This is a genomic window from Arthrobacter sp. BGA-UO-ETr-C19 (assembly GCF_059568005.1).
On sequence record NZ_JCAQPC010000015.1, the window covers coordinates 50,457 to 68,477 of the forward strand.

16 protein-coding genes are annotated in these 18,021 nt (G+C 66.1%); 6 read left to right on the plus strand and 10 right to left on the minus strand.

All coding sequences use genetic code 11. The annotated features are described in order from the left end of the window. Positions 1–386 precede the first annotated feature (386 nt). Positions 387–1,334 (minus strand): heme o synthase, encoded by a 948-nt coding sequence (locus AC57BR_RS07530; RefSeq protein WP_496359152.1) that lies wholly within the window; start codon positions 1,332–1,334, stop codon positions 387–389. 517 nt (positions 1,335–1,851) lie between these two features. Between AC57BR_RS07530 and tkt the strand changes: the two genes are divergently transcribed. From tkt to pgl, 6 genes are read left to right on the plus strand one after another with little or no spacing between them, the layout of a single operon-like run. Then, a complete protein-coding gene (gene tkt, locus AC57BR_RS07535) occupies positions 1,852–3,969 on the plus strand; it encodes a transketolase (protein ID WP_496359608.1) in 2,118 nt (705 codons plus the stop codon). A gap of 30 nt (positions 3,970–3,999) precedes the next feature. Further along, positions 4,000–5,118, plus strand: coding sequence for a transaldolase (gene tal, locus AC57BR_RS07540; RefSeq protein WP_496359153.1), 1,119 nt, complete (start codon positions 4,000–4,002; stop codon positions 5,116–5,118). A 6-nt stretch (positions 5,119–5,124) separates the two neighbouring features. After that, complete coding sequence (locus AC57BR_RS07545; RefSeq protein WP_496359154.1) at positions 5,125–6,759, plus strand: phosphoglucose isomerase-related protein; 1,635 nt, start codon at positions 5,125–5,127, stop codon at positions 6,757–6,759. Between the two features lie 15 nt (positions 6,760–6,774). Further along, complete coding sequence (gene zwf, locus AC57BR_RS07550; RefSeq protein WP_496359155.1) at positions 6,775–8,334, plus strand: glucose-6-phosphate dehydrogenase; 1,560 nt, start codon at positions 6,775–6,777, stop codon at positions 8,332–8,334. After that, a complete protein-coding gene (locus tag AC57BR_RS07555) occupies positions 8,331–9,272 on the plus strand; it encodes a glucose-6-phosphate dehydrogenase assembly protein OpcA (RefSeq protein ID WP_307102693.1) in 942 nt (313 codons plus the stop codon). Before zwf ends, AC57BR_RS07555 begins: the two co-directional genes overlap by 4 nt. After that, a complete protein-coding gene (pgl, locus tag AC57BR_RS07560) occupies positions 9,262–10,080 on the plus strand; it encodes a 6-phosphogluconolactonase (protein WP_496359156.1) in 819 nt (272 codons plus the stop codon). The genes AC57BR_RS07555 and pgl overlap by 11 nt, the downstream gene beginning before the upstream one ends. Here pgl and AC57BR_RS07565 read toward each other — a convergent pair. From AC57BR_RS07565 to rapZ, 9 genes are all read right to left on the minus strand, one after another. Continuing rightward, on the minus strand, positions 10,051–10,428 hold the full coding sequence (locus AC57BR_RS07565; protein WP_496359157.1) for an RNA polymerase-binding protein RbpA: 378 nt from the start codon (positions 10,426–10,428) through the stop codon (positions 10,051–10,053). The two genes, pgl and AC57BR_RS07565, sit on opposite strands and share 30 nt — an antisense overlap. Positions 10,429–10,591: 163 nt before the next feature. Then, positions 10,592–10,849 carry a preprotein translocase subunit SecG gene (gene secG, locus AC57BR_RS07570; RefSeq protein WP_003805565.1) on the minus strand — a complete coding sequence of 86 codons (258 nt, stop codon included), beginning with the start codon at positions 10,847–10,849 and terminating at the stop codon, positions 10,592–10,594. 49 nt (positions 10,850–10,898) lie between these two features. Further along, positions 10,899–11,714, minus strand: coding sequence for a triose-phosphate isomerase (gene tpiA / locus AC57BR_RS07575; protein WP_496359158.1), 816 nt, complete (start codon positions 11,712–11,714; stop codon positions 10,899–10,901). A gap of 96 nt (positions 11,715–11,810) precedes the next feature. Beyond that, positions 11,811–13,037: a phosphoglycerate kinase gene (locus tag AC57BR_RS07580; protein WP_496359159.1), complete on the minus strand. Its 1,227-nt coding sequence runs from the start codon at positions 13,035–13,037 to the stop codon at positions 11,811–11,813. Positions 13,038–13,047: 10 nt separating this feature from the next. After that, the gene (gene gap / locus AC57BR_RS07585; protein WP_496359160.1) at positions 13,048–14,058 is read right to left on the minus strand and encodes a type I glyceraldehyde-3-phosphate dehydrogenase; all 1,011 of its coding nucleotides are present in this window, start codon (positions 14,056–14,058) and stop codon (positions 13,048–13,050) included. Between the two features lie 261 nt (positions 14,059–14,319). After that, positions 14,320–14,943: a superoxide dismutase gene (locus tag AC57BR_RS07590; RefSeq protein WP_003805561.1), complete on the minus strand. Its 624-nt coding sequence runs from the start codon at positions 14,941–14,943 to the stop codon at positions 14,320–14,322. Positions 14,944–15,077: 134 nt separating this feature from the next. Continuing rightward, positions 15,078–16,058, minus strand: a complete 981-nt coding sequence (whiA, locus tag AC57BR_RS07595) for a DNA-binding protein WhiA (RefSeq protein ID WP_102974294.1) — start codon at positions 16,056–16,058, stop codon at positions 15,078–15,080. A 10-nt stretch (positions 16,059–16,068) separates the two neighbouring features. Continuing rightward, a complete protein-coding gene (locus AC57BR_RS07600) occupies positions 16,069–17,082 on the minus strand; it encodes a gluconeogenesis factor YvcK family protein (protein ID WP_377950947.1) in 1,014 nt (337 codons plus the stop codon). Further along, positions 17,082–18,005, minus strand: a complete 924-nt coding sequence (gene rapZ, locus AC57BR_RS07605) for an RNase adapter RapZ (protein ID WP_496359161.1) — start codon at positions 18,003–18,005, stop codon at positions 17,082–17,084. The genes AC57BR_RS07600 and rapZ overlap by 1 nt, the downstream gene beginning before the upstream one ends. Positions 18,006–18,021: the final 16 nt, after the last annotated feature.

Here is an 18,021-nt window from a genome sequence, read left to right on the forward strand (position 1 = left end):
GCGGATGAGACGGCCGCCTAGATCGATACGGTGGACGATGAACTAGTTCGGCAGCTGACTGGGCGCGCAAGAAACCACCCTGATTACAGCAAATAATTGACAGATCCTGCGGCCAAGAAAAACGCCCCTTCATATGAAGTGAAGGGGCGTTTCTGCATTCAGCAGGTCCTGGGCGGGCGTCCGGGGAAAACCCGCAGGACCTGAGGAAGGGTCCGTGGGAAACCCGCAGGACCTGAGGAAGGGTCCGTGGGAAACCCGCAGGACCTGAGGAAGGGTCCGTGGGAAACCTGCAGGATGTGAGGGGGCGTCCGGGGGAAACCCGCAGGACGTGAGGGGGCGTCCGGGGAAAACCCGCAGGATGTGAGGGGGCGTTCCGGGCGGGTGGGTTAGCCCATAATCGGCGAGCCGACGAACGGATCGACGGCCAGCGCGATGAAGAGGAGCGTCAGGTAGCTGATGGAGCCGTGGAAGACCTTCATGGCGCCCTTGTCGGAGAGGTCCCCGCCCTGCGCCCGGTTGTAGAGCGCGTGGGATTCGTACAGGAACCAGGCGCCGGCCAGCACGGCTACCGCAGTGTAAACCCAGCCCGCGTTGCCCGCCGGGATCATGAGCAGCGAGCAGGCCACCATGGCCCAGGCGTACAGGACCACCTGGACGGACACGACCTTTGCGCCGGCGATGGCACCGAGCATCGGCACGTTGGCGTTGCGGTAGTCCTCGCCGTAGCGCATGGACAGCGGCCAGTAGTGCGGCGGGGTCCAGAGGAAGATCACCATGAAGAGCACGAAGGCCGGCCACTCAACCGTGTTGGTCACCGCGGACCAGGCGATCAGCACCGGGAAACAGCCCGCGGCACCGCCCCAGACGATGTTCTGCGCCGTGCGGCGCTTGAGGATCATCGTGTAAATGACGACGTAGAAGATGATGGCGCCGAGTCCGAGCCAGGCGGAGAGCGGGTTCGCGCCGAACCAAAGGATGGCGATGGCAGCGGCGCCCAGCAGCCAGGCAAAGATCAGGGCCTCACGCGGCGTGACCTCACCGGTCACCAGGGGGCGCTTCTCCGTGCGGTGCATCAGCTTGTCGATGTCGCGGTCGATGTAGCAGTTGAAGGCACCGGCGCTGCCGGCAGCGAACGCGCCGCCCACGAGGGTGGCCATAATGAGGCCGAGCGACGGGAAGCCGCGCTGCGCGTAAATCATGGTGGGCAGGGTGCTGACCAGCAGGAGTTCAATAACCCTGGGCTTGGTGAGTGCAAGGTACGCCTTGGCCTTGCGGGCTAGTCCGGCTCTTCCGTGGACCCGGGAAGAGGTCAGCGGCGTATCTGTTGTGCTCACGTGGCAGTCACTCTGTTTCTGTCTGGCTGTTTATCTGATCAGTCCGTCCGGACACGCGGTCCGGACCGATCCCTCAACGGCGGTCGCGGGGCTGTCATGTGCGCAATTGAGCCCGCCCTGTCCGCCGGTGGCCTCCCGATATCATACCGCGGTCCCGCATGGATCGCTGGCATCGGCGTGTGACGGGAAATCACTGAAAATGATTCGTTCGCGCTTGCTTCAATCACATTAACGCAGCCTCACGGCACGGGTGATTCACAAAAGAGAAATTGCGTCCAACTGGTGAGATTTTGGCCGCTCGAAGTGTGGAATAGAGCTAAGCTGTCTGCAGATCAGCGCACACTGGAAGACGGGCAAGAAACCGCATTCCATACCGTCCGGCGACTGAATGAAGATCAAACGTTTCAATGGTGAACGGCTGGTAAGGACAAATGCAGCGGGCACCGATTATGCCCTCCCGCTGTGTGTCTTTACCGGTTGCCGTTAACACAGAGAGGGGCCCGGTTACGTGGCACATTTGAAAGAGCAAGAACTGACTTGGACCGACCTCGACCAGCGCGCCGTTGACACTGTGCGCGTCCTGGCGGCCGACGCCGTGGAGAAAGTCGGCAACGGCCACCCCGGCACCGCGATGAGCCTGGCTCCGGCCGCCTACCTTCTGTTCCAGAAGCTGATGCGGCACGACCCGAAGAACCCGGACTGGATCGGCCGCGACCGCTTCATCCTCTCCCCCGGCCACACGTCCCTGACGCTGTACATCCAGCTGTTCCTCTCCGGCTACGGCCTGGAACTGAAGGACCTTGAGGCACTGCGCACGTGGGGCTCCCTGACCCCGGGCCACCCGGAATACAAGCACACCGCCGGCGTGGAAATCACCACCGGCCCGCTGGGCCAGGGCCTGGCCTCCTCGGTCGGCTTCGCGTACTCCCAGCGCCGCCAGCGCGGCCTGTTCGACGCCGATGCTCCCGCCGGCGAGAGCCCGTTCGACCACACCATCTGGGTCATCGCTTCCGACGGCGACCTGCAGGAAGGCGTGACCTCGGAGGCTTCGTCCCTGGCCGGCCACCAGGAACTGGGCAACCTCGTGGTCATCTACGACGAGAACCACATCTCCATCGAAGATGACACCGACATCGCCTTCACCGAGGACGTCCTGAAGCGCTACGAAGCCTACGGCTGGCACACCCAGCGCGTGGACTGGACCAAGACCGGCGACTACAAGGAAGACGTTCAGGAGCTCTACTCCGCTCTGCTTGCTGCGAAGGCCGAGACTTCCAAGCCGTCCATCATTTCGCTGCGCACCATCATCGGCTACCCGGCTCCGAAGAAGCAGAACACCGGCAAGATCCACGGCTCGGCCCTCGGTTCGGAAGAAGTGGCAGCCCTGAAGAACGTCCTCGGCTTCGACCCCGAGAAGTCCTTTGAGGTGGACGAGGACGTACTGGCCCACGCCCGCTCCGTCGTCGACCGCGGTGCCCACGCACGCAAGGAGTGGGAAGAGTCCTTCTCCGCGTGGCAGTCCGCCAACCCGGAAGCCGCTGCCCTGCTGGAGCGCGTCGAGGCCCGCCGGCTCCCCGCCGAGCTCGACGGCGTCCTGCCGGTCTTCCCGGCAGGCAAGGATGTGTCCACCCGCGCCGCGTCCGGCAAGGTCCTGAACGCCATCGGTCCGGTCATGCCGGAACTCTGGGGCGGCTCGGCCGACCTCGCGGAGTCCAACAACACCACGATCGAGGGCTCGCCGTCGTTCGTTCCCGCCGGCAAGCAGACCAACGCCTGGTCCGGCAACCCCTACGGCCGGGTGCTGCACTTCGGTATCCGTGAGCACGCCGCAGCGTCGATCGTGAACGGCATCTCGCTGCACGGCAAGACCCGTGCGTTCTCCGGCACGTTCCTGATCTTCAGCGACTACCAGCGTCCGGCAATCCGCCTCGGCGCCCTCATGGGCGTGCCGTCCCTGTACGTCTGGACGCACGACTCCATCGGCCTGGGTGAGGACGGCCCGACCCACCAGCCGGTTGAGCAGCTCGCCACCCTCCGTGCGATCGTCGGCCTCGACGTCGTCCGTCCGGGCGATGCCAACGAGGTTGCGGCAGCCTGGAAGACCATGCTGGAGAACCACGAGAACCCGGCCGGCATTGTCCTGACCCGCCAGAACATCCCCACCTACGAGCGTGGCGAGGGCGCGGCCGAGGGTGACACCTTCGGTTCGACGGCGGGCGTCGCGAAGGGCGGTTACGTGCTGGCCGAGGCGTCAAAGGACGGCAAGACCGTGGACGCGCAGGTCATCCTGATCGGCACCGGCTCGGAAGTCCAGCTGGCCGTCCAGGCCCGCGAGGCCCTCCAGGCCGAAGGCATCGCCGCCCGCGTGGTGTCCATGCCGTGTGTCGAGTGGTTCAACAAGCAGGACGCTGCTTACCGCGAGGCTGTCCTGCCCGCAGCGGTCAAGGCCCGCGTCTCTGTCGAAGCAGGACTTGCCCTGGGCTGGAAGGAATTCGTCGGCGACGCCGGCCGCTCCGTCAGCCTCGAGCACTACGGCGCATCCGCCGACTACAAGCGCCTGTTCCAGGAATTCGGCATCACGGCAGAAGCTGTTGCCGCCGCCGCCAAGGATTCCCTCGCCGGACTCCAGTCCTGACAGACCCCCCACAGTTCAAGGAGATTAGAAATGACTAGCACTCCCACCCAGCAGCTTTCCGACGCCGGCGTGTCCATCTGGCTTGACGACCTCTCCCGCGGCCGCCTGAAGACCGGCACGCTGCAGAAGCTGATCGAAGAGAAGAACGTTGTGGGTGTCACCACGAACCCCAGCATCTTCCACGCCGCCATCACCTCCGGCACTGACTACGACGCCACCATCGCGGCCCAGGCCGCTGCCGGCGCCTCCATCGAAGAGACCATCTTCGAGATCACGACGACGGACGTCGCCGACGCCTGCGACCTCTTCGCCCCGATCGCCGCGGCAACCAAGGGTGTCGACGGCCGCGTCTCCATCGAGGTGGACCCCCGCCTGGCCTGGGACACTGCAGGCACCATCGCCGAAGCGAAGCACCTCTACAAGAAGGTCAACCGCGACAACGTCCACATCAAGATCCCTGCCACGCTTGAGGGCCTGGAAGCCATCACGGCAACCCTGGCCGAGGGCATCAGCGTCAACGTGACCCTGATCTTCTCCCTCGAGCGCTACCGGGCAGTCATCAACGCCTTCCAGAGCGGTCTGGAGCAGGCCAAGGACAACGGCCACGACCTGTCCAAGATCCACTCCGTCGCCTCGTTCTTCGTCTCCCGCGTGGACACCGAAATCGACAAGCGCCTGGACGCGATCGGCACCGAGGAAGCCAAGGCCCTCAAGGGCAAGGCCGGCGTTGCCAACGCCCGTCTCGCGTACCAGGTGTACGAGGAGCTCTTCTCCACCGAACGCTGGGCAGTCCTGGCCGAGGCCGGCGCCCTGCCGCAGCGGCCGCTGTGGGCTTCAACCGGCGTGAAGGACCCGGCCTACCCGGACACCCTCTACGTCACCGAGCTCGTCGCCCCCGGCGTCGTGAACACCATGCCGGAGAAGACCCTGGACGCCACCTTCGACCACGGAGTGGTCACCGGCGACACCATCACCAACGGCTACGATGAAGCGAACGCCACCCTCAACGCCCTCGACGCCCTCGGTGTGTCCTACAACGAGGTCGTCGCCCTGCTGGAATCCGAAGGCCTGGACAAGTTTGTGGCCAGCTGGAAGGAACTGCTGGCCGATGTTGAAGGTGCCCTCGCCACTGCACGGAAGGCTTCCTAGTCCACAATGAGCACACTCAGCTACGACGCCACCGGTGCCGCCCGGAAGGCTCTTGAGCAGCACCTGCCCGCCCTCGTGGAAGACCGCGTTGCCACGCGCATCTTCGCCAAGGACCACACCCTGTGGGGTCCGGATGCGGAATCCGAGTCGGCCATCCGCCTTGGCTGGGTCGAGGCGGCCACCGTCTCCCGGCCCCTGGTGGACGGCATCCTGGAACTCCGGGATGCCCTGAAGGCCGAGGGGGTGACCCGTATTGTCCTGTGCGGCATGGGCGGGTCCTCCCTTGCTCCGGAAGTCATCGCCGGCACCGCTGGCGTCGAGCTGACTGTGCTGGATAGCACCGACCCCGAACAGGTCGGTGCTGCCCTTGCGGACCGTCTGACGGAAACCGCGATCGTGGTTTCCTCGAAGTCCGGTTCGACCCTGGAAACCGATTCGCAGCGCCGGATCTTCGAGCATGCCTTCACCGAAGCCGGCCTCGATGCCAAGAGCCGGATCATCGTGGTGACCGATCCCGGTTCCCCGCTGGACAAGGCATCCCGCGACGCCGGGTACCGCGCCGTGTTCAACGCGGACCCGAACGTGGGCGGCCGCTACTCGGCGCTGACCGCTTTCGGGTTGGTCCCCTCCGGCCTGGCCGGTGTGGACATCGCAGCCCTGCTGGACGAGGCAGAGGAAGTTGCCGAGATCCTGAACGAGGACGCCCCCGAGAACATCGGGCTGGCCCTGGGTGCTGCCCTGGGCGGCACCAACCCGCTGCGGAACAAGGTGGTTATCGCGGAGGACGGCTCCGGCATCGTCGGATTTGCTGACTGGGCCGAACAGCTCATCGCTGAATCCACGGGCAAGCTCGGCACCGGCATCCTGCCGGTGGTCGCGGGGCCGGACGCTCCGGAAGTCACCTCCGGCGCTGAAGACGTCCTGGTGGTCCGCCTCGTGAGCGCTGATTCCGACGTCGAACTCGGCGAGAACGAAGTTGCCGTTGCCGGCGGGCTTGCCTCGCAGATGATGGTGTGGGAATTCGCCACCGCCGTGGCCGGGCGCCTGCTCGGCATCAACCCGTTCGACCAGCCCGACGTCGAGGCCGCTAAGGTGGCTGCCCGCGGACTGCTGGACGCGCAGCCGGAACCGACCCCGGCCAAGTTCGTTGACGGCGCGATCGAGGTCCGCGGCGGCGAGTGGCTCGGCGACGCCGCCACGGCAGCAGCTGCGGTCTCCGCTCTTCTAGGGCAGCTGGGTGGCGACGGCTACCTGAGCGTTCAGGCCTACTTCGACCGTCTGGCCTACTCCCAGCTGGAGGGCGTCCGGGACGACCTCGCCGCCGTGAGCGGCCGGCCGGTCACCTTCGGCTGGGGACCGCGGTTCCTGCACTCCACCGGCCAGTTCCACAAGGGCGGCCCCGCCATCGGTGTCTTCCTGCAGGTCACCGCGGCGTCCGCTCAGGACCTCGCCATTCCGGAGCGTCCCTTCACCTTCGGCGAGCTGATCGCGGCCCAGGCCGCCGGCGACGCCCAGGTCCTCGGCGAGCACGGCCGGCCCGTGCTGCGCCTGCACCTCACCGACCGCGCAGCGGGCGTCGCCCAGCTGCAGGAGATCGTTTCGTCGCTGGCCAGCCAGGCAGCATCCGCCACTGAGAGCTAAGGCACCGAATAAACCATGCCAGATACCTTGAACGGCAAGAGGTCAGCGGCCCGGTCCGGGAACCCTTTGCGGGATCCGCGGGACCGGCGGCTGAACCGGATTGCCGGACCGTCCTCGCTTGTGCTCTTCGGAGTCACCGGGGACCTTGCCCGTAAGAAGCTCATGCCTGCCGTGTATGACCTCGCCAACCGTGGCCTGCTGCCGCCCAGCTTCGCGCTGGTCGGTTTCGGCCGGCGGGACTGGGACAACGAGAACTTCGCCGCGGAGGTGAAGGACGCCGTGAAGTCCTACGCACGGACCCCGTTTGATGAGGCGGTCTGGAACCAGCTCTCCGAGGGCATCCGGTTCGTGCAGGGCGCGTTCGACGACGATTCGGCGTTTGAGCGGCTCGGCGAGACGATCAAGGAACTCGACGAGAACCGCGGCACCCGCGGCAACCACGCGTTCTACCTCTCGATCCCGCCGAAGGCCTTCGAGCAGGTCTGCCGGCAGCTGTCCAAGCACGGCCTGGCGCAGGCCGAGGGCGAGAAGTGGCGGCGGGTGGTGATCGAAAAGCCGTTCGGGCACGACCTCGAATCCGCCCGTCAGCTCAACGACATCGTGGAGTCCGTGTTCCCACAGGACGCGGTGTTCCGGATCGACCATTACCTGGGCAAGGAGACGGTCCAGAACATCCTGGCGCTGCGCTTCGCGAACCAGCTGTTCGAGCCGTTGTGGAACGCGAACTACGTGGACCATGTGCAGATCACCATGGCCGAGGACATCGGCACCGGCGGCCGGGCAGGGTATTACGACGGCGTGGGCGCCGCCCGCGACGTGATCCAGAACCACCTCCTGCAGCTGCTCGCCCTGACGGCAATGGAAGAACCCATCTCCTTCAACGCGGACGACCTGCGCGCGGAGAAGGAGAAGGTCCTCGCCGCGGTCCGGCTACCGGAGGACCTATCCACGCATTCGGCCCGCGGGCAGTTCGCCGGCGGCTGGCAGGGCGGGGAGCAGGTCCAGGGCTACCTGGAGGAAGAGGGCATCCCGGCCGACTCGACCACCGAAACCTACGCGGCGATCCGGGTGGACATCAACACCCGGCGCTGGAACGGGGTGCCGTTCTATCTGCGCGCGGGCAAGCGGCTCGGACGCCGGGTCACCGAAATCGCGGTGGTGTTCAAGCGGGCACCGAACCTGCTCTTCCGTGACCACGGCGACGACGACTTCGGCCAGAACGCCGTGGTGATCCGGGTCCAGCCCGACGAAGGCGCCACGATCCGGTTCGGGTCCAAGGTCCCCGGCACCCAGATGGAAGTCCGGGACGTGACCATGGACTTCGGCTACGGGCACTCGTTCACCGAGTCCAGCCCCGAAGCGTATGAGCGGCTGATCCTGGACGTGCTGCTGGGCGAGCCGCCGCTGTTCCCGCGGCACGAGGAAGTGGAGCTGTCCTGGAAGATCCTGGACCCCTTCGAAGAGTACTGGGCCGGCCTGGGCGAACAGCCCGAGCCGTACGCGCCCGGCAGCTGGGGCCCTGCCTCCGCTGACGAGCTGTTGGCCCGTGACGGACGCACCTGGAGAAGGCCATGATCGTAGACCTGCCGAACACCACCACCTCGAACGTTTCCAAGAAGATCCAGTCCCTGCGCGAGCAGGGCGGCGTGATCGCCCTGGGCCGGGTCCTCACCCTCGTGGTGGTCACCAAATCCGGGCTCGAGGAAGAAGCGATCGAGGCGGCCAACGAGGCAAGCCGCGAACACCCCTGCCGGATCATCGTGCTCGCCGACGCCGGCTCGTCCGCGCCGAACCGACTCGACGCGCAGATCCGGGTCGGCGGGGACGCCGGCGCGTCGGAGGTCATCGTGCTGCGCGGCTTCGGTGAACTCGCCGAGGAAAGCGAATCCCTCGTCGCCGCGCTGCTGCTGCCCGACGCCCCGATCGTGGCCTGGTGGCCGCACGGGGCACCGAAGAACGCGTCCGAAACCTCGATCGGGCGGATCGCGCACCGCCGGATCACGGACTCGGCGAACGAAGCCGAGCCCCAGGTGGCGCTGGAGAACATCCGGAACACCTACAAGGCCGGCGACACCGACCTCGCCTGGACCCGGCTGACGAACTGGCGCATCCAGCTCGCCGCGGTCCTGGACCAGGCCGACTCCTCGCCCGTCACCGCCGTCGCGGTCGAAGGCGCCTCGGACTCGCCCAGCACCATCCTGCTCGCGGCCTGGCTGACCCTGTCCCTGGACGCCCCGGTCACGATCGTCGCGGACCCCGCAGGCACCGGGATCCGCCGGGTCCGGCTGACCCGCCCCGGCGGGGACGTCCAGCTCTTCCGTCCCGGGCTTTCCATCGCCGAACTCACCCAGCCAGGCCAGCCCGCACAACGGATCTCGCTCCCGCGGCGCAGCCTCCGGGACTGCCTCGCCGAAGAACTGCGCCGCCTGGACCCCGACGAAGTATTCGGCGAAGTGATTACTATTGGACTGCCACGTACCAATCTAAGGAGTGTCCGTCCCAGTGAGCGCTGAGCCCAGAGTAAGCATCCATCCTGACTCTTCCGTACTCATGGCCGCCATCGCGGCCCGCCTGATCACCAAGCTCGTGGATGTGCAGGACCGATTCGGTGAAGCCACGGTGGTGCTTACCGGAGGTACGGTGGGCATCGGAACGCTGAAGGCCGTGGCGGATTCGCCGGCCGCGCCCGCTGTGGACTGGGCCAAGGTGAACTTCTGGTGGGGTGATGAACGCTTCGTCGGCTCCCAGGACCCGGACCGCAATGCGTTCCAGGCCCAGGAGGCGCTTCTGAAGCACATCGATGTTGATCCTGCGCGCGTCCATGTGCCCGGGTCGACGGATGACTTTGAATCACCGGAACAGGCCGCCGAGGACTACGCGCGCCGCCTCGGCGAGGCGGCAGCGGCCGAGCACGCCGCGGACGCTTCGGACGACCGTCCGGAGGAACCGGGCAGGCTTCCCCGGTTCGACGTCGTCCTGCTCGGTGTGGGTCCTGACGCGCACGTAGCATCCCTGTTCCCGGAGCAGGGCGGCATCCGCGAGAAGCAGCTGACCGTGGTGGGGGTCCGCAACTCCCCCAAGCCGCCGCCCGAGCGCATTTCCTTGACCCTGCCGGCGATCAACACCGCTGCGGAGGTGTGGATGGTGGTGGCAGGCGAAGACAAGGCCGGTGCGGTGGGCCTGGCCCTGGCCGGGGCCAACCCCGTGCAGGTGCCCGCGTCCGGTCCCGCCGGCCGGTCCCGGACGCTGTGGCTGATCGACGAAAACGCGGCCTCGCGCGTTCCTGAACAGCTAGTCAGGAAGGCGCCGGCTGGCTCTTAGCCGCTGCAACGCTCCAGCCAGAACGTCTTCGGCGTCCTGGCTGGAGCGTCTTTCTTTAACGTATTCCAGATGGGTCTTGAAGCCCTCTTCCGGGGCTTCGCCGGGAACCCCGGCACCGGGATTGCGCGACGCCGGCCGGCCGCACTGGCGGCAGTCCCAGACGTCCGGAATCTGGTCGTCCGGCAGCTTAAGAAAAACAGGCCGCGTCTCATGTCCCATGGCGCACCAATAGGACACACAAATACGCGGCAGGGGTTCCCCGAGAGGATCATCCCCCTGGTTCTTCAATCCGCCCCCTTGAATGACACCCACGCGGGTGCCGCGGAATCCTGAAGAGGAATGCACCATGGGAACTCCCTCGCTGCTAATGGCGGCGCTGCCGTTAGATCCGATAGCGACAGTTTAGTCCGCAGTTCCCCCTGACGGCAGGAAAGCGGCAGGAAAAAGCCCGGCCAAGCAGGAACGGGTCCTGATTGGCCGGGCTTTTTCGTGCCGGATGGCTGCGACAGGGTTAGGAGTCAGCCACACCCGTGAAGCGCATGAGGAGGCCTAGGGCGATGATCACGACGCCCCAGGTGACGCCGAGGATGATGGTAAACCTGTTCAGGTTGCGCTCAGCAACGCCGGAGGAGGACAACCCCGAACTCATTCCGCCGCCGAACATGTCTGACAGGCCGCCGCCGCGTCCCTTGTGGAGCAGGATGAGCAGGGTCAGCAGAAGGCTGGTAATGCCCAGCAGGATCTGCAGAATCACATGAAGAACGTCCACGACGGCCTTTCCAAAGTTGGTGGATGCGGGAGCGCGCCAGATGAACGGACTAGTCCGTTACGAGGTGGCTCTCGAACCTGACAATATTAGCAAACTCAGCGGGATCAAGGCTGGCACCGCCCACCAGCACGCCGTCGACGTCGCGTTCCTTGAGGATGGCGGCTGCGTTGCTGGCCTTGACCGAACCGCCGTACAGCAGGCGGACCTTCGCTGCCACGTCGGCGCCGAACAGTTCGGTGAGTTCGGCACGGATCGCGGCGCACATTTCCTGGGCGTCTTCCGGACCTGCAACCTCACCGGTGCCGATGGCCCAGACGGGCTCGTAAGCGACGACGAGCTCGGCCGCCTGCTCGGCGGTGAGGCCTTCGACGTCGGCGCGGAGCTGGTCCAGCGTGTGCTGGACGTGGGTTCCGGCCTGGCGGATCTCAAGGCCTTCCCCGACGCACAGGACGGGGATGAGGTTGTGGCGGAAGGCCGCCTTGACCTTGGCGTTAAGGACTTCGTCCGACTCAGCGTGGACGGTCCGGCGTTCGCTGTGGCCGACGAGGACGTACTTGCATCCGAGCTTGTTCAGGAACTGGCCCGAGATGTCCCCGGTGTAGGCGCCGGAGTCGAACTGGGACAGGTCCTGGCCGCCGTAGGCGATGTCCAGTTCGTCGCCCTGGACGAGGGTCTGCACACCGCGGAGGTCGGTGAAGGGCGGGAAGACAGCGACTTCCACGCGGCTGTAATCGTGCTTGGCGTCGGACAGTGTCCAGGCCAGCTTCTGCAGGAGGGTGATGCCCTGGACGTGGTCCATGTTCATCTTCCAGTTGCCTGCGATCAAAGGCGTGCGGTCAAAGGTGCCGTTGGTTGACGTAGTCACGTGTTCTCCAAAACTGCCGGTCAAATGTGCTGATCATGTGAACAGCCGGCAGGGCGCCTTCGCGGTGCGGAAGGTGCCCTGCCGGCTGGTGTGTCTTTAGCGGTCCAGAACGCTCAGGCCGGGAAGTTCCTTGCCTTCAAGGTATTCCAGGCTGGCGCCGCCGCCGGTGGAAATGTGTCCAAACTGGTCATCGGCGAAGCCGAGGGTGCGCACGGCAGCCGCGGAGTCGCCGCCGCCGACCACCGTGAACGCGTCCGTCTCCGTCAGCGCCTGGGCGATGGCCCGGGTCCCAGCGGAGAACGCCTCGAACTCGAAGACGCCCATGGGTCCGTTCCAGAACACCGTCTTGGCACCCTTGATCTGCTCGGCGAACGCACGGGCGGACTCGGGTCCGATGTCCAGGCCGATGCCCTGCGCCCCGAAGCTGCTGCCTTCGATGGCGTCGGCGCTGACCGTCTCGTGGTCGGCGTCGGCTGCGAACTTGGCTGCAACCACGACGTCAGTGGGGATCACGAATTCCGTGCCGGCGTCGGCTGCGCGCTTGAGGTAGTCCTGGACGACCGGGATCTGGTCCTCTTCCAGCAGGCTGCCGGCCACCTTGTGGCCCTCGGCTGCCAGGAACGTGAACAGCATGCCGCCGCCCACCAGGATGGTGTCAGCCTTGCCGAGCAGGTTGTCGATGACCGCGAGCTTGTCCGAAACCTTGGAACCGCCCAGCACCACTACGTAGGGACGCTGGGTGTCTGCGGTGAGCTTCCGGAGGACTTCCACCTCGGTGGCCACAAGGTCGCCGAGGTACGACGGGAGCCGGGTGGCGACGTCGTAAACGCTGGCGTGCTTGCGGTGCACAGCGCCGAAGGCGTCGTTCACGAAGGCGCCGTTTTCACCGGTGAGTCCGACCAGTTCGTCGGCAAAAGCGCCGCGCTCGGCCTCGTCCTTGCTGGTCTCGCGTGCGTCGAACCGCACGTTCTCGAGAACCAGGACCTGGCCGTCCTGCAGCGCAGCCGCCTTCTCCTTGGCCGAGGGTCCCACCGCGTCCTCCGCGAGGGAGACAGGGAAGGAAGCCAGCTCGGCCAGGCGGGCAACCGCCGGCTTGAGCGAGTACTTGTCTTCAGGGGCGCCCTTGGGGCGGCCGAGGTGGGCTGTTACCAGCACGCGGGCACCGGCGTCCGTGAGCTTTCCCAGCACTGGCAGTGAGGCCCGGATGCGGCCGTCGTCAGTCACTGTAGAGCCGTCGAGCGGCACATTCAGGTCACTTCGAACCAGAATGTACCGCCCGCGGACACCTTCAGCGATCAGTTCGTTGAGGGTGTGAGATGTCATGTAGCTAACCCTAGCCCAGCTTTTCGGCTACGAGCTCCGTGAGGTCGACAAGGCGGTTTGAGTAGCCCCATTCGTTGTCATACCACGAAACAACCTTGACCTGGTTGCCGATGACCTTGGTCAAACCGGAGTCAAAGATGGACGAGGCGGGGTCGCCGACGATGTCTGAGGAGACGATCGGAGCGTCGGTGTAGGTCAGGATGCCCTGCCATTCATCGGACTCTGCGGCCTTCTTGAGCGTGGCGTTGACTTCCTCGACGGTGGTCTCGCGGGAAACCGTGACCGTGAGGTCGGTGGCGGAGCCGGTGGGGACCGGAACGCGGATGGCGTAGCCGTCCAGCTTGCCCTTGAGCTCCGGCAGGACCAGGCCGATGGCCTTGGCGGCACCGGTGGAGGTGGGGACCATGTTGATGGCGGCGGCGCGGGCACGGCGGAGGTCGTTGTGCGGGCCGTCCTGCAGGTTCTGGTCTGCGGTGTACGCGTGGACGGTGGTCATCAGGCCACGCTCGATGCCGAAGGCGTCGTTAATAACCTTGGCCAGCGGGCCGAGGCAGTTGGTGGTGCAGGAAGCGTTGGAGATGATGTGGTGGTTCTCGGGGTCGTACAGGTCGTCGTTGACGCCCATCACGATGGTGATGTCCTCGTCCGAGGCGGGGGCGGAGATCAGGACCTTCTTGGCGCCGGCTTCGATGTGCTTCTTGGCGGCAGCCGCCTTGGTGAAGAATCCGGTGGACTCGATGACGATGTCAACGCCCAGGTCCTTCCAGGGGAGGTTGGCGGGGTCGCGCTCGGCCAGGACCTTGATGGCGTTGCCGTTGACGACGAGGTTGCCTTCCTTGACCTCGATGGTTTCGGCCAGGCGCCCACCGACGGAGTCGTACTTGAGCAGGTGGGCCAGCGCCTCGGGGCTAGTGAGGTCGTTGACGGCAACGATCTCAAGGTCCGCACCCTGAGCAAGTGCTGCGCGGAAGTAGTTGCGGCCGATGCGGCCGAAGCCGTTGATACCAATACGGGTGGTCACTTTTAGTCTCCTTTGTGCCTTGGAAGCACAACTAGTAAGCGGGCGTTCAAGCCAACTAACAGATCCCGCACGCCTTTGGGCAGAGATATTTTTCAGATCGGAGGGCGACCAGCCTCATTGCTGAAGGCTAACCGCCTTCCGTGATCCATCTTACGTTTAAGTAGGTCCGCCCCCGCAAGTGCGGGGGCGGACCGTCCATAATTCGGCCCTAAAACCGCCGAATGTGAAGTTTGTTACTGCTTTGTGTACGCCGGGTCACACTTAGAGGGTGATGAGACCCGTCGCGTTGGCGCGGGCCGCGGCGAAGCGGGCGGACACGTCAGCCCAATTGACGATGTTCCAGAACGCCTTGACGTAGTCGGCCTTGACGTTGACGTAGTCCAGGTAGAAGGCGTGCTCCCACATGTCCAGCATCAGCAGCGGGGTGGTGCCCAGCGCGACGTTGCCCTGCTGGTCGTAGAGCTGCTCGATGACGAGGTTGCCACCGATGGGCTCGTAGGCCAGGAAGCCCCAGCCCGAACCCTGCAGGCCGAGGGCAGCTGCGGAGAACTGGGCACGGAAGGCATCGAACGAGCCGAAGGCGTCGTCGATGGCCGCGGCGAGCTCACCTTCAGGCTTGTCGCCTCCGTCCGGGGAGAGGTTGTTCCAGAACACGGAGTGGTTGATGTGGCCGCCGGTGTGGAAGGCCAGGTCCTTGGAAAGCCGGTTGATGTTGGCGAAGTCGCCCTTTTCGCGCGCCTCAGCCAGCTGGGCCAGCGCGTTGTTGGCGCCCGTCACGTACGCGGCGTGGTGCTTGCTGTGGTGCAGCTCCATGATCCGCGCAGAGATGTGGGGCTCGAGCGCTGCGTAGTCGTAGCTGAGTTCGGGCAGAACGTACTCGGTCACAAAATCCTCCAATGTCGTGGACAGTTTGTCCGGTTGTGCTAACTCTCGGATTGTGCATCCCGGATGACGGGGTCATCCGGAAAACTCCGATGGCGGCAGCAGCCGCCACCTGGTCTTGATTCTATGGGCGCCGTTTACTCGTCCAGCATTTCCGGCGTCACATTGGCATCCGTGCCCGGGATGCCAAGATCCGTGGCGCGTTTGTCCGCCATGGCCAGCAGCCGGCGGATGCGCCCGGCGATGGCGTCCTTCGTCATGGGCGGATCGGCAAGCCGGCCAAGTTCGTCGAGGCTGGCCTGCTTGTGGGCCACCCGGAGTTCACCCGCGTACTTGAGGTGGTCGGGGACGTCGTCGCCGAGGATCTCCAGGGCCCGGTCCACCCGGGCGCCGGCTGCCACGGCGGCCTGCGCGGAGCGGCGGAGGTTGGCGTCGTCAAAGTTAGCGAGCCGATTCGCCGTCGCCCGCACTTCCTTGCGCATGCGCCGCTCTTCCCAGACCATCAGCGCGTCATGGGCGCCCATCCGGGTGAGCAGCGCGGCGATGGTGTCGCCGTCGCGAATTACCACGCGGTCCACTCCCCTGACCTCCCGGGCCTTGGCCTGGATCCCCAGGCGGCGCGCCGCGCCGACCAGCGCGAGGGCGGATTCCGGGCCGGGGCAGGTGACCTCCATGGATGAGGACCGGCCAGGTTCCGTGAGTGAGCCGTGCGCCAGGAACGCGCCGCGCCACACCGCTTCGGCGTCGGCGGCAGAACCGTTGACGACGACGGACGGCAGCCCCCGCACCGGCCGTCCCCGGCCGTCCAGGAGGCCGGTCTGCCGGGCCAGCGCTTCACCGTCGCGGACGACGCGGACGACGTAGCGGCTGCCGCGGCGCAGTCCGCTGCCGGAGACGACGATGATTTCGCTCTGGTGCCCGTAGACCTCGGCGATTGCGGCACGAAGGCGCCGCGCGGTGGAGGCAAGATCCACCTCGGCCTCGATGACGATCCGGCCCGAAATGATGTGCAGTCCCCCGGCGAAGCGGAGCATGGCCGAGACCTCAGCCTTGCGGACTGATGATTTCTTGATATCCAGGCGGGAGAGTTCTTCCTTGACTGATGCTGTCAGTGCCATGGCACCTTTCCTAACTATTCCCGAAAATATCCTGGTAGGCCGTAGCCAGCCGCAAGGGGTCGTGGACCGGTCGCCGACCCGAAGCCCCTACTCTACCCAAGACAACCTCGGCACCGATCATCCCCGCTGCCCGCTCAAACTCGGCCAGGTCCGAAACCGAGGCCGGGTCCGCGAGCACCACGTCCGCGCTGAACTCCGGCGCATAGTCGCGCAGGACGTGAAGGTGGTCCGCGGCGGACATGCCGGACGTTTCCTTGGTGTCCATGGCGAGGTTCATGGTGAGGCAGCGCTTGGCCGGCGTATCGCAGAGCGCCTGCCGCATTTCCGGCAGCAGCAGGTGCGGCAGCACGGACGTGTACCAGGAGCCCGGGCCCAGCACCACCCAGTCGGCAAGCTCGATCGCGGTCAGGGCCTCAACGCAGGCCGGAGCCTGCTCGGGAAGCAGCCGGACACTCTCCAGCGAGCCCGCAACCGCGCAGCGCGCCTGGCCCGTGATGGTGGTGACCGTGCTGCTGCCGTCCGGTGCCGTGACGCGCACGTCGCCTTCGATGGTAAGGGGAACCGTGGACATGGGCAGGACCTGTCCGCGGGCGCCGAGCAGGGCCCCGGCCCATTTCAGGCCGGCCACCGCGTCACCGAGCAGCTCCCAGAGGGTGACGATCAGCAGGTTGCCCATGGCGTGCTCGTCCAGGGAGGCCCCGCCGCGGGCGGACCGGAACCGGTGCTGCATGACGTCGCGCCAGGTCCGGCCCCAGTCGGTGTCATCGCACAGGGCAGACAGCGCCATCCGGAGATCACCGGGCGGAAGGACGCCGTACTCCTCGCGGAGACGTCCGGAGGACCCGCCGTCGTCCGCCACGGTGACTACCGCTGTCAGTTCGGAAGTAAGCAGGCGCAGTGCCGAGAGGGAGGCCGAAAGGCCGTGGCCGCCGCCGAGCGCGACGACGGTAGGTCCCTTGGCCTGTTGGGAACCGGTCAGGCCGGCCGGCGGAATCAGGGGCAGCGGGCCGGTAAGAACACCCATTACTCGCGGCCCAGGTCCCGGTGCGTCGTGGTCACAGTTACGCGGGGATATTGTGCGAGGCGTTTGGAGAGCTCCATGGCGACTGCCACCGAGCGGTGCTTTCCGCCCGTGCATCCGACGGCGATGGTGGCGTAGTGCTTGTTCTCCCGGCGGTAGCCGTCCAGGACAGGTTCCAGGGCAAGAACGTACCGTTCCACGAAGTTCGGCACGCCCTCGGCACCGAGGACATACTCGCTGACGTCCTGGTCCAGGCCGGTGTGCGGCCGCAGCGCGGGCACCCAGTGCGGGTTCGGGATGAACCTGACGTCAGCCACGTAGTTGGCGTCCACGGGCAGGCCGTACTTGAAGCCGAAGCTCATGATGTTCAGGCGGATCGCGATGGGGCCGGTCTCGGTGAACAGTTCGGTGATCGCGGTGGCGAGCCCGTGGACGTTCAGGGACGAGGTGTCCAGGACGAGGTCCGAGGAGTCGCGCAGCTCCTTGAGGAGTTCACGCTCGGCGGCGATGCCGTCCAGGATCCGGCCTCCGCCCTGCAGCGGGTGCGGACGCCGTCCCTGTTCGAAGCGGCGGACCAGGACGTCATCGCTGGCGTCGAGGAACAGCACCCGGAAGGTGACGCCGCTGGCCTCGAGGGCCCGCAGTGCCGCGCGGATATCGGCGAACAGCGCCTTGCTGCGCACGTCCATCACCACGGCAAGCTTGGGGATGGATTGCGGGGCGTGGGACACGAGTTCGGCGAGCGTCCCCAGCATCTGCGGCGGCAGGTTCTCGACGACGTACCAGCCGTGGTCCTCCAGCGCATCGGAGGCGGTGCTGCGGCCTGCCCCGGACATTCCGGTCACGATGAGCAGTTCCGCTTCGGCGGGCTTGACCGGTGTCAGGCCGTCCTCTTCCGTGCTGGACTCCGCCGTCGACTCTGCCATTGATTCCAGCCTCATT